Here is a 12,010-nt window from a genome sequence, read left to right on the forward strand (position 1 = left end):
GGCGTCGCGCGGTATGTCACGCCGGATCCGATCGGACTCGAAGGCGGACTGAACGCGGCGGCGTATGTGTTCGATCCCAATGCATGGGTGGATCCGCTAGGGTTGTCGTGCGCGTTCGGGAATGGAACCAACGCCGCTCGCCCCAGCAACAGCCCGCATTATTCTGTCGCGGGAGAGGTTCAGCTTAAACCAGGAACCTTCAAGGCCTCGGACGCAAATCACTTCCGTCAAGGTAATCGAGAAATTTATAGTCGAATGCAGGCGGATCCCGCCTATGCTCGACGAATGGCGGATCCCGCCTATGCTCGACGAATGGAAGCTGAATATCCTGGTATTACTGCGCATGTTACCCCCGGACCTCGAGGAGGAGTTGCAGATACCGCACCTCCCGGCCTATCTTGGCATCATGATCCTCATACGCCGGGAAATCTTCAACTGGTGCCACGCGATCATCACCAAGCTCCCGGACCTGTCCAAAACTCTCTCCACCCTAATCAACAGGGTGGTAGACAGATTTGGGGAGGAGGAAGAAGGTAGAACGAGGAAATTATGACCGATAACACAATTGTCGCCTTCCAAGACATGCTGGCGGAAATCATGGCTAAGCCTCATAATGCTTGGGTATATCTCCCAAGTACAAAAAATTGGAATCTAGAATCTAAATCCGCCGCATTGGAAAGCGAAGAAGTCCCCCCCGAACTTGAGGATGAACCTGACGCTGGAGTTCCACAATTTGCAAAGGATGAGGGGCTGATGCAGGTGATGCCGGTCGCTACGTTGCAGGATATTGTTTCCAACGCTCGCGAACAAAAACGCTCCGCAAGTCTGATGGACCTCTTCGCGGCTTTCGAATTCTATTATGAACGAGACGCGTTTATAGAATTTCAGGACTAGACACGCAAAAATACACACCTTTTCGCGTACAGCATATTTTATTTATTTGCAGACTACCTCATACCGACTTCAGTAACCTAGGCGATCACGGCGCGGCCGCCGATCCGCTGGCCACGCTGTACCTGCACGAGCCAGGCAGCTTCCGGCCACTGGCCCTGGCGTGGCGGACGAAGCCGGACGTCGGCCCGGGGGGCGCGACGGCGGGCCGATAAAACCGTTGAATGGCGTGGTCAACGGGTATGTCGGCGGCGCCACTCAAGCCGTGCCGTTTGGGACGACCTATAATGGCGTCACTTTGTTTTAAGGGTGGAGCGCATGATCAAGACCCTGATCGAAGCGGCGTTCGCGCAGACGGCGAAGTATCGGGAGACCGCCGAAGAGGCCTTGCGCCCGAAGATGTGGCCGCCGACGCCCCTCAGTCACGGAATCCCCACGCTTGCGCCAAGCGTTTTCAGGCCGGGCAGTCCCATGCTGGAGGAGCGTTTCCAGCTCCTTGGCCGATGGACGACGGCCAGCCACGGTCATTGGCTCTCCACGGCCGACATGGAAGCCCTGTGGTCGGACAACGGAACCGATCCCTTCATCGAAGGCGTCAAGCAGATGCAAGCCGCCAGCGCGGAAGGCTGGTCCAACGACGCGTCCACCTTGTTCCGCCCCGAACGATTGTCGATTTTCGCCGGAAGCGAATACAGCAACGAGCGGATCTACCTGCTCTGGTTGGACTTCGAAGACGAACCGGAACTCTGGGTTTATGACGCGAACGGTGAGTCTCGATATCGTGACCTGGCAGCCTACCTGCAGGCCTATCTCGCGGAAGACGTCAGCGCCGCGTCGATCTCCTGGCGCGCCTGATCCTGGCCAACCACGGAACCCATAGTTTCCAGGCCATGCTGGATAATGTCGCGGTCCAGAGAGTCATCGCCCTGATCGAACGCCATCGATCGGTGGCTGATTTCGCCGATTTTGGCGACGGGGCCTGTCCGGAAGCAATCGTGGCGGCCGAGAAGGCCATCGGAAACCCGTTGCCTGAATCCTACAAGTGGTGGCTCGCCAACTACGGCGGCGGGGAGATCGGCGGCGAGGAAATCTTCAGCGTCTATGCCGAAGATCCCGAAGACATCGGCGGCGGCGATATCGTCCGCAACTATCGCTTGTCCGTGGAGAACGGAGCGGACCTGAAGCTCATTCCCCTGTGCCACAGCGACCTGGACGGCGTGTTCGCGTTCCGGATCGACCACGGCAGACCGGGAAACGAGTATCCTGTCCTGGGGCTGGCGACCGGCGAGACCTATGCCGATGATTTTCTTGAATTCATCGAGAAGCGGATAAATCTATTCGTCTGAAAGATCTTTCCCGAGGCTCCTGAAATGAGGAAAGACATCAAGGCCGGCCTGCTGTCCGCGGTGGAGACGGACCTCGACGCCTACATGTCCGACCACGGCTTTCGCCGGGGAAAGAACAGCCTGATCTACAAGCGCGTCATCGCCGGCTCGACGCAGATCATCGATCTCACCTTCGACGTTCGCCCCAAGGAAGATCCCGTGGCCCTTGCGGCCCTATATCCCAGGATGGAAGTGCAAATCCCCGCCGTCGACGCCGTCCTGGAGGACATGGTGGGCGGAGCGACGGGTGAACTGGCCGGCTATTCGGAAGCCAGAACCCGGCAGGGGATCCATTTCACCGCGGAGAAGGCCGACCCGCGCCGCTGGTACGTCTATCGGCTGCAAGACCTTCCCGCCGCCGTCGAACAGGTGCGCGCGTTCCTGGATCGATGGACGATGCCGCTCCTGGACGTCTATGCGACGCCCGAGGACATGGTGGCGGCGCAGGCGCGCGATGACGGCCGGTTGACACACGCCCGCCCCCAGCTCGTCCGGGTCATCGCGGCGGCGCTCGTCTGCGGCAAGCGCGACTACGCCCATGCCCTCTTGGAAAAGCGCCTCGGCGCGCCAGGCGCGCGCCGTCTGTACAAACGGGTTTTCGACTACGTCGAGAGCTACGCCGAACGCACCGCCTGAGATCAGCCCTGCGGCTTGGCCGGCGGCGGCGCGGCGACGGGCGCGGCGGGGGCGACCGTCAGCTTGCCCAGGGCCGCGGTGGCGCTCGGCATGCGGCTGGTCAGGACGCCGCCGTTATAGACCTCGAAGACCGCCGGGTCGGAGACCTCGGCGACCAGGCCGGCGTTGCGCGGGGCGCGGAAGGCCTCGCCGGCCGCCATCCAGCGGGTGAAGTAGATCGCGCCCGCCGCGTCGTGCACGGTCAGCGAACCGGGCTTGCGGGCCTGCAGGATCAGGCCCGAGGCCTCGGCCTGGGCCGCGCCGTAGACCGCTCCCTTGGCCCGGAACGGCGCGCCAACATTGAGCACCGGGCCGGGGTCCGGGCCGGCCTTGGCCGCCTCGGCCGCGCGGGCCTTGGAGGCGGCGCTGACGGCGTCGGCCGAACCGCCGTTGGCCGCGGCGTCCTCGAGGCCGGGGGTCTTGTAGGGCTCCGGCGTGGTCGACTCGACCGGGGCCGGCAGGGGCGCGCCCAGCGGCACCGTCCCGTCACCGCCGCCACCGCCACCGCCGCCCATCGCCACCGCACCTGGGGCGGCGACGGCGGCGGTCGCCTGGGCCGGGGCCACCAGGGCCGGCGGCGTGTCCTTGGCGATGGCCCGCTGGGCGACGTTCCACAGCACGATGGCGGCCACGACCAGCACGCCCAGCGCCAGGATCAGGCCCAGGCGCGGATCGCGCTCGTGGCGCACGCCGACCGGGGCGCGCAGCGGCTCGCTGTCTTCGGGCGCGTCCAGCTTGAAGCGGGCCACGGCGGCGTCGCCGTCCAGGCCCAGGACCTTGGCGTAGGACTTCACATAGCCGATCGTGAACGGGCGCGAGGGCAGCTCGTCCAGGCGCAGCGCTTCCAGCGCCTCGATATAGCTCTGACGGATGCGGGTGGCGTCGGCGACGTCCTGCAGAGTCAGGCCGCGGAACGCGCGGGCGGCGCGCAGGGCCGAGCCGATGTCGGCGCCGTGGTCGACGGAAGGTTGTTGGGCGGCCATCGGCGCGTTCTCGCCCTCGCCGTCGGCGACCAGCTGCAAGTGCGAAACCCTGCCCGTATCCAGCGGCATGGCTGCCATGAAACCCCAAAATCGCGTCGCCGGAGACGTTCGTCCCGCCAGGGAGACGACTTCGACGCGCTATCCCGGCCACACTGACCGGGAAATGTTAATACTTTATGGTCGATATCAAAGTAAGTCGCGGGATTCAATAAACTATAAAGCCGCGCTTGGTTAACCTGCGCCGTGTCTAGACGGCGACGTAAAGCTTGCGGGCCAGGGTTTCGATCTCGCCACGGAGCGATCCGGCCGAGGTCTTCAGCAGGGCCTCGACATTGCGCCGGGCGGCCTCGCGATCGCACGACAGCACCATCTGCTTGACCGGCCCGATCCCCGCCGGCGGCATCGACAGGCGGTCGAAACCCAAGGCCAGCAAGGCGAAAGCCTCGAGCGGACGCCCCGCCATCTCGCCGCAGACCGAGACCGCCGTCCCGGTGTCGGCGCAGGCCTGCTGGATGGTCTTCAGCGCCCGCAGCGCCGCCGGCGACAGGGGGTCGTAGCGGTCCGAAACCCTTGGATTGCCCCGATCGGCGGCGAACAAATACTGCATCAGGTCGTTGGTGCCGACCGAAACGAAGTCGGTCATCGGCAACAGTGCGTCCAGATGCCACAGCAGCGAGGGCGCCTCGATCATCGCCCCGACGTCCAGGCGGGCCGGTTCGGGCCGGCCGCGCTTCAGCGCCCAGGCGACCTCCTGGTCGACGAAGGCGCGCGCGGCGCGGAACTCGTCCACATTGGCCACCAGCGGGAACATGATCCGCAGCTCCCGCCCCCGCGCGGCCTTGATCAGGGCGCGGATCTGCATGCGCAGCAGGGCCGGACGGTCCAGGCCCATCCGCACCGCGCGCCAGCCCAGGGCCGGATTGTCCTCGCGCTCCAGCTCCATGTACGGCAGCAGCTTGTCGCCGCCCAGGTCGAGGGTGCGGAAGGTCACTGGCATGCCGTTGGCGGCCTCCAGCACCTTCTCGTAGAGCGCCGTCTGGGCCTCCAGCCGGGGCATTTCCTCGGCGACCATGAACTGGAACTCGGTGCGGAACAGGCCGATGCCCTCGGCCCCGGTCTCGCCCAGGATGTCCAGGTCGACGGCCAGGCCGGCGTTCATCAGCAGGGTGATCTTGTCGCCGTCCTTGGTGACGGCCGGCGTGTCGCGGATCCGGGCGAACTCGGCCTTGCGCTGGGCGCGGACCTCCATCCGGGCCCGCAGCGACTTGATCACGTCGGCGCGCGGCCGCAGCCAGGCCTCGGCGGTCTCGGCGTCGACCACCACCGGGTCGCCCTCGCTGACCCGGTCGCGCAAGCCGGCCAGGCGGCCCACGCACGGGATGTCCAGCGCCCGGGCCACGATGCCGGCGTGGCTGGCGGCCGAGCCTTCTTCCAGCAGGATGCCCTTGAGCTTGGTGCGGTCGTATTCCAGGAGGTCGGCCGGACCCAGGTTCCGGGCGATCAGGATCGCGTCCTCGGGCAGCACCCGCACGGCGTGGACATTGCCCGCCAGGTGGCGCAGCAGCCGGTCGTTCAGGTCCTCCAGGTCGTGCAGCCGCTCGCGCAGATAGGGGTCGCGGGCCTGGCCCAGGCGGGCGCGATGCTCGGAGCGCACGCGCTCGACGGCGGCCTCGGCGGTCAGGCCCGAGCGCACGGCCTCCTGCAGCGACCGGTTCCAGCCCCGGTCGTGGGCGAACATCCGATAGGTCTCAAGCACCTCGTACGAGGCGCCGACCAGGCCGTGCTGGCCTTCCAGCATCTCGTCGATCTGGGTCTGCAGCGCCTCGATGGCCCATTTCAGCCGGGCCTCCTCGGCCAGGGCGTCGTCGGACAGCAGTTGCTCGGGGGCCACCGGCTGCTCGTGCAGCACGGCCACGCCGTAGGCCAGCCCCTCGGCGAAGCGCGCGCCCTTCAGCCGCTCGGGCTTGTGCGGCGCGATCTCGACGTCCTTGAGCTCGGTGAGGCCCAGCAGCTCGCCGGCGCTGACCATCTCGGCCAGCACCATGGCGATGATCTGCAGGTCCTCGACCTCTTCCTCGTCATAGACCCGCTCGGTGCGGTTCTGGACGACGAGCACGCCGATCGTGCGGCCGCCGCGCAGCAGCGGCACGGCCAGGAAGGCGTGGTAGGGGTCTTCGCCGGTTTCCGGACGGTACGAGAACGACGGGTGGCTGGCGGCGTCCGACAGGTTCAGCGGCCGGCCCAGGCGCATGGTCTCGCCGACCAGGCCCTCGCCGGGCTTCAGCCGGGTGACGTGGACGGCGTCGCGCGACAGGCCTTCGGTGGCGAACAGCTCCAGGTCGCCCGAGGCGCGGCGCAGATAGATCGAGCAGACCTCGGCCACCATCGAGATGGCGATGGTGCGCACCACCATGTCGAGCTTGGCCTGGGCGGGTCCGCCTCCGGCCATGGCCTCGCGAATCTGCCGAAGCAGGCTGCGTGGTCCCCGAACAGCGATCCCGGACGCCGCCATGTCTAAGCGCGCACTCCCCAATGGTCCGATACGGCTGATCCCGACAGAACGCGTCGAAGGTTAAGAAGCCGCATCGCCCTTAGCCGGGCTATAGCAGATTTCGCGCGCCGCACAGTGACCGCGGCCGCTCAAATCGTGGTTGGCGCACGAAAAAGGCGCCGCCCCCGAAGGGACGGCGCCGGATCACCCTCGGCCCGAAGGCCGTTGGGGGAGGCCTTTAGCGGCGCTGGCCGTAATAGCCGTTTCCGTACTGGCCGCCGTCATGGCGGTAGCCGGTGTTGTAGCGGTCGCCGCGGCGGTCGCGGCCGTCGTAGCCCGAGCGGCCGTAGCCGTTGTCGTAGCTCGACCGGCCATAGCCGCCGTTGTAGCCGTAGCCGCTGTTGTAGCTGGACCCGTAGCCGTAGCGGCTGTCGCGATAGCCGCTGGAATAGCGGTGGTCGCGGTCATAGCGGTCGTTGTGACCCGTCGAGGCGCCCAGGGCGGCCCCGGCGACGGCGCCGATGGCGATGCCGCCCTTGTCGCCGTCCGACAGGGCCGCGCCGGCGATGCCGCCGATCACGGCGCCCAGGATGGCGCGCTCGGTCTTGTTGTTGCGGTCGCCGGCGAAGGCGGCCGAGGCGGGCAGGACCAGGGCGCCGGTCACGGCCGCGGCGACGGCGATCTTGGTGAACTGACCAAAGGTCTTCATGGCGTAGCTCCTCGAGAGCGTCAGGCCGGAAGAAGTCCGGTGCGGCGCTGTTGGGACCTTTGTCGCATTCTCGCCTTGAACCCGATCTGAACGGCGATGTTCAGGTTGCGGTCATGTTTGGGGGACGTCCGTGCGTCCTTCGAGGCCGCTGCGCGGGCGCCTCAGGATGAGGGGCGTGTTTTGCTGAATTCCTCATCCTGAGGTGCGAGGCGCAGCCGAGCCTCGAAGGACGCACGCCCCCTACTCTGCGGGATGGGCTTCGGCGGCCGGCCGGTGCAGGTGCACCGACCACAGCACCCCGGCGAGCATCAGGACGATGGCGGCCGCCTCCAGCGGCAGCGGCCAGCGGGCTTCGTGCAGGAAGCCGTACAGCAGGGCGAACAGGGTCTCGAAGACGATCAGCTGGCCCGACAGGCTGAGCGGCAGCAGGCGGCTGGCGGCGTTCCACAGGCCGTTGCCGATCACCGAGGCGCCCAGCGCCACGGCCAGGCTGACGCCCCAGAACAGGGTCCAGCCCGTCGCCGCGTGCGAAACGCCGCCCAGGAAGGCGGGGATCACCAGCAGCAGCGACAGCAGGCCGGTGACCACGCCGGTCAGCAGCGACCATTCGTGGCTGTTGAAGCGCGGGGTGGCGGCCAGCCGGCGGGCGTTCCAGACGGCGTAGGCGGTCCAAACCGCCAGGGCCCCGACCGCCGCCAGCAGGCCCAGGACCAGCCGTCCGACGCCGACCTCGCGGGCGGTCTGGAAGGCGGCGATATTGATGCAGGCCACGCCGGCGGCCACCAGCAGCAGCGGCGCGGCCAGCCGGCGCAGGGCCACGCCCTCCCCGGGCCCTTTTTCGTTTTTTTGGGCCCCCACCAGGGTGATGGTCACCGGCAGGAGGCCGATGATCAGCGAGGCCGGGGCCACGCCGGCGATCTGCACCGACACCGCCAGGCCCACATAGTAGACGATGTTGCCCAGCAGGCTCAGGCCCGCCAGGTCGCGCCAGTCGGTCAGGGTCAGGCGCCCCAGCAGGCCGCGCGCGCCGGGGGCCAGCAGCGCCGCCGAGGCCAGGCCGTAGCAGAGATAGCGCCCGGCGGTCATCTGCAGCGGCGTGAAGGCGGCCAGCAGCTTGGGCGCCAGGAACACCCCGCCCCAGAAGGCCCCCGCGACGAGGCCGCAGAGAAGTCCGATCAGAAGACGCCGCCGGTGATCCATGCGAACGGGTTAGCAGAGCCCGGCGCGGGAGGCTTGGCGAAAGCTCCCGCAGGTTGGGCCAGGACTCTCGAACAGACCCGGCGGGACAACGCCATTGTCGATCCAACCAAGATCGCCATCCCGGACGCTGGCGCGGCGCGCGCCGTCCGGGATGGCGACCTTCAACCGCCGCCGGATCAGGCCACCGCCTGGACGGCCTCGGCTTCCTGGTAGGTGGCCATCTGCGCCGCCAGGGCCCGCTGGAAGGCCGGCCGCGCCTCGCAGCGGCGGACATAGGCGTCCAGCACCGGGTTGGAGGTCACCAGGTCGGTCTGGCGCGGGAAGCGCAGCACCGTGGTCATCATCAGGTCGGCGGCGGTGAACCGGTCGTCCGACAGGTAGTCGCGACCGTCCAGCCAGGCGGCCAGGCTTTCCAGCCGCGAGACCGCGAAGGCCTCGGCCGCCGGCCGGCGCGCCTTGGCCCAGGCCTCGTCGGCGTGAAACAGGTCGATGGCGGTCAGGTTCTGAATGGCCGGCTCGACCGAGTTGAGCGCCGCGATCAGCCAGGTGTGCATCCGCAGCCGCGCCTGCGGGTCGGACGGCGCCAGGGCCGGCGAGCGGTCGGCGATGTGCAGCACGATGGCGCCGCTCTCGAACATCACGAAGTCGCCGTCCTGCAGATAGGGCACCTGGCCGAACGGCTGCATCTGGCGATAGGCGGCGGTCCCCTGCTCGCCCTGCTCCAGCAGATGGGTCCGGTACGGGATGCCGGCCTCCTCCAGGGCCCAACGCACCCGCAGGTCGCGCACGATGCCTTGGGCGAAAGGCGGCACCCAGCGGAAAGCACTGATCGTGATCATCATCCAGCTCCTCGTCACGAGGCCCCCGCGGGGCCTTCGAGGAGAAGTCGCGCCAGGGAGCGCGATTTCGACATCGGGTCCGAAAATTCCCAAAAAAAGATAGCCGCGCGCGCCCCGCCGCCATCTCGCCGGGGTCACGCCCAGCCGCGCCTTCATCGCCCGGGTCAGGGCGCTCTGGTCGGCATGGCCGGTGCGCACGGCGATCTCGGCGATCGACAGGCGAGTTTGGGACAGCAGGCGCTGGGCCGCGCGCAGGCGGGTGTCGGCCAGCTGGGCGTGCGGCGAGCGGCCGAACGCCGCCGCGAAGCCGGCGAAGAACCGGCTCTGGCTCATGCTCGCCTCGGCCGCCATCTCGCCGACGCTCAGCGGCTGGGCGAAGTCGCGCTCGATCAGGGCGGCGGCGCGGGCCAGGCGCGGATCCGCCTCTGGGCCGCCGGCGGCCAGGGCGCGCAGCAGCAACGGCGCCCACAGGGCCGCCACCTCGTCCTCGACCTGCCGCGCCGCGTCGCCGCAGACGAAGTCCAGCAGGCCGCGCACCGGGGCGTTGACCGGCAGGAAGGCGCGGTCGCGCAGGGTCTCGAACGGGGCGATCAGGTCCGGGCCGATATTGGCGACCACGAACAGGTTGTCGCCGTCGGCGGCGAAGGCGTGGCGGGTTCCGCAACGCACCAGGGCCGCCTGGCCGGCCTGGACCCGGCCGCCGCGCCCGTCGATCTCCATCTCCAGCACGCCCCGGCGCGGCAGGACGATCTGGTCGAAGTCGTCATGGGCGTGGGCGTCGCCGTCGGCGCCGTAGCGGCGAAGGGAAAGCTGGGCGGGACGGCCGTTCAGTCCGTGATCCATCGCCGCCGCCCTCTCTTCGTCGTCAGCCGTGTCCCGGCAAGGCCAGGGGCTCGCTGATCGCCCCGACCAGTTGCTTGGCCTGCTCGACCGCGGCGTCGATGTCGCGCTCGATGAACTCGACCTCGGCGTCGGTCAGGGGATGTGGGGCGGCGATCACCTCGCGCAGATAGGCGCGCTTCTCGGGCTCGGTCATCGTCCACCAGCCGACGGTGTGGCCCTCCTCGATCACCGCGTCGCCCATGGCCAGCAGGTCGTCCTCGTCGAAGATCGGCCGGCCGGGCTGTTCGGGGAACCACTGGCCGTCGTCCGGCAGGGCCTTGTCCAGCTTGCGCAGCAGCGAGGCCAGCCACGGGCTGACCAGCAGCGGCTTCTCGTAGCCGTCGCCGAACTTGGCGCGCAGCAGCAGGTCGTACAGCAGCTCCAGCCCGGCCTCGCCCTCGAAGGTGACCGAGCGCTTCTCGGGATCGAAGTGGAAGACCGACATGGGGGCTCCTGGAGGATGACGTTTCGACGTCATAACGTCAGAAGGCGACGTTTTGCTAACGGCGAAGCGCCTTGCGTCCTTCGAGGCTCGGCTGCGCGGGCGCCTCAGGATGAGGACATCAGCAACGAAGCCCTCATCCTGAGGCGCCCGCGCAGCGGGCCTCGAAGGACGCAGGGCGGCTGATCCTACAGCTGGTCCAGCCCGTAGGCCGCGTGCAGGGCCCGCACGGCCAATTCGGTATAGGCCGCGTCGATCAGGACCGAGATCTTGATCTCCGAGGTCGAGATGACCTGGATGTTGATGTTCTTCTCGGCCAGGGCCTGGAACATCGACTGGGCGACGCCGGCGTGGCTGCGCATGCCCACGCCGATCACCGACACCTTGGCCACGTCCTCGTTGACCGCCACGTCCTCGAAGCCGATCTCGGCCTGGGCCTTGCGGACGATCTCGACGGCGCGGACCGCGTCGCGCTTGCCGACCGTGAACTCCATGTTGGCGGTGTCGGCGCTGCGGGCGCGCGACTGCACGATCATGTCGACATTGACGTTGGCCTCGGCCAGCCGGCCGAAGATCTGCGACGACACGCCCGGGTGGTCGGGCAGGCCCAGCAGGGTGATCTTGGCCTCGTCGCGGCTATAGGCGACGCCCGAGACGATGCGCTTTTCCATGATTTCTTCCTCGTCGCAGACGATCGTACCTTGGCCCGGGGCTTCGCCCGGCTCGACGAAACTCGACAGCACCCGCACCGGGACGCGATGGGCCATGGCCATCTCGACGGAGCGGGTCTGCAGCACCTTGGCCCCCAGCGAGGCCATTTCCAGCATTTCCTCGTACGAGATCTTGGCCAGTTTGCGGGCCTTGCTCTCGATCCGGGGATCGGTCGTGTAGACGCCGTCGACGTCGGTATAGATGTCGCAGTCGCCCTTCACCGCCGCGGCGATGGCCACGGCGCTGGTGTCCGAGCCGCCCCGGCCCAGGGTGGTGATGCGCTGGTCGGTGGTCACGCCCTGGAAGCCGGCGATCACCGCGATCTGGCCGGCCGCGAAACAGGCCTCCAGATTGGCCGGCGGGATGTCCTCGATGCGGGCCCGGCCGTGGGCGTCGTCGGTCAGGATCGGCACCTGCCAGCCCAGGAACGAGCGGGCGTTCAGGCCCATGTTGCGCAGGGTCATGGCCAGCAGGCCGGCGGTCACCTGCTCGCCCGAGGCGACGACGGCGTCGTATTCGTCGTCCGACTCCGGCAGGCCCTGCGCCGCGCGGCCCGAGCCGTCGGTCCAGGCCACCAGCTCGTTGGTCTTGCCGGACATGGCCGAAACCACCACCGCCACCTGCTTGCCGGTCGCCACCTCGGCCGCGACCAGGCGCGCCACCCGGCGGATGCGCTCCAGGTCGGCCACCGAGGTGCCGCCGAACTTCATCACCAGACGTGACACGCCCTACCCCGTCAAAACCTAAGGTCAATTCTTGCGCCGGGGACGGACGAACCGCCGCCGCCGCGCAAGCCGCGGTC

Annotated in this window: 12 protein-coding genes and 1 pseudogene; 6 read left to right on the top strand and 7 right to left on the bottom strand. The window is 68.0% G+C overall.

Annotated elements, in window-relative coordinates; translation table 11 throughout:
* The first annotated feature begins 274 nt into the window (after nt 1-274).
* From ASD47_RS06800 to ASD47_RS06815, 5 genes are all read left to right on the top strand, one after another.
* Complete coding sequence (locus tag ASD47_RS06800; protein WP_056753440.1) at nt 275-553, top strand: hypothetical protein; 279 nt, start codon at nt 275-277, stop codon at nt 551-553.
* Nucleotides 550-894: a hypothetical protein gene (locus ASD47_RS26550; protein ID WP_156402140.1), complete on the top strand. Its 345-nt coding sequence runs from the start codon at nt 550-552 to the stop codon at nt 892-894. Before ASD47_RS06800 ends, ASD47_RS26550 begins: the two co-directional genes overlap by 4 nt.
* A gap of 315 nt (nt 895-1,209) precedes the next feature.
* Nucleotides 1,210-1,746: a hypothetical protein gene (locus ASD47_RS06805; RefSeq protein WP_200945231.1), complete on the top strand. Its 537-nt coding sequence runs from the start codon at nt 1,210-1,212 to the stop codon at nt 1,744-1,746.
* Nucleotides 1,747-1,781: 35 nt separating this feature from the next.
* Nucleotides 1,782-2,237, top strand: a complete 456-nt coding sequence (locus ASD47_RS06810; RefSeq protein WP_056753443.1) for an SMI1/KNR4 family protein — start codon at nt 1,782-1,784, stop codon at nt 2,235-2,237.
* Nucleotides 2,238-2,321: 84 nt separating this feature from the next.
* On the top strand, nt 2,322-2,912 hold the full coding sequence (locus ASD47_RS06815; protein WP_156402141.1) for a hypothetical protein: 591 nt from the start codon (nt 2,322-2,324) through the stop codon (nt 2,910-2,912).
* Nucleotides 2,913-2,914: 2 nt separating this feature from the next.
* Here ASD47_RS06815 and ASD47_RS06820 read toward each other — a convergent pair whose 3' ends face one another.
* From ASD47_RS06820 to ASD47_RS06850, 6 genes are all read right to left on the bottom strand, one after another.
* Nucleotides 2,915-4,012, bottom strand: a complete 1,098-nt coding sequence (locus ASD47_RS06820; RefSeq protein ID WP_156402142.1) for a RodZ family helix-turn-helix domain-containing protein — start codon at nt 4,010-4,012, stop codon at nt 2,915-2,917.
* Nucleotides 4,013-4,181: 169 nt separating this feature from the next.
* Nucleotides 4,182-6,446 carry a phosphoenolpyruvate--protein phosphotransferase gene (ptsP, locus tag ASD47_RS06825; RefSeq protein WP_056753445.1) on the bottom strand — a complete coding sequence of 755 codons (2,265 nt, stop codon included), beginning with the start codon at nt 6,444-6,446 and terminating at the stop codon, nt 4,182-4,184.
* Between the two features lie 217 nt (nt 6,447-6,663).
* Nucleotides 6,664-7,134, bottom strand: coding sequence for a glycine zipper 2TM domain-containing protein (locus ASD47_RS06830; protein ID WP_056753446.1), 471 nt, complete (start codon nt 7,132-7,134; stop codon nt 6,664-6,666).
* A 240-nt stretch (nt 7,135-7,374) separates the two neighbouring features.
* Nucleotides 7,375-8,334 carry a DMT family transporter gene (locus ASD47_RS06835; protein ID WP_056753454.1) on the bottom strand — a complete coding sequence of 320 codons (960 nt, stop codon included), beginning with the start codon at nt 8,332-8,334 and terminating at the stop codon, nt 7,375-7,377.
* 176 nt (nt 8,335-8,510) lie between these two features.
* Nucleotides 8,511-10,016, bottom strand: a complete 1,506-nt coding sequence (locus ASD47_RS27470; RefSeq protein WP_235525796.1) for a helix-turn-helix domain-containing protein — start codon at nt 10,014-10,016, stop codon at nt 8,511-8,513.
* 22 nt (nt 10,017-10,038) lie between these two features.
* On the bottom strand, nt 10,039-10,500 hold the full coding sequence (locus tag ASD47_RS06850; protein WP_056753458.1) for a hypothetical protein: 462 nt from the start codon (nt 10,498-10,500) through the stop codon (nt 10,039-10,041).
* Between the two features lie 52 nt (nt 10,501-10,552).
* On the opposite strand from ASD47_RS06850, the pseudogene ASD47_RS26985 reads away from it, so the two are divergent.
* Nucleotides 10,553-10,682 (top strand): annotated as a pseudogene (locus ASD47_RS26985) (hypothetical protein); the annotation flags it as partial.
* A 3-nt stretch (nt 10,683-10,685) separates the two neighbouring features.
* Here the strand turns inward: ASD47_RS26985 and ASD47_RS06855 are convergent.
* Entirely contained in the window at nt 10,686-11,933 is a 1,248-nt protein-coding gene (locus tag ASD47_RS06855) for an aspartate kinase (protein WP_056753461.1), read from the bottom strand.
* Nucleotides 11,934-12,010: the final 77 nt, after the last annotated feature.

The organism is Caulobacter sp. Root1472 (assembly GCF_001426985.1).
In the GTDB taxonomy this organism is placed as follows: Bacteria; Pseudomonadota; Alphaproteobacteria; order Caulobacterales; family Caulobacteraceae; genus Caulobacter; species Caulobacter rhizosphaerae.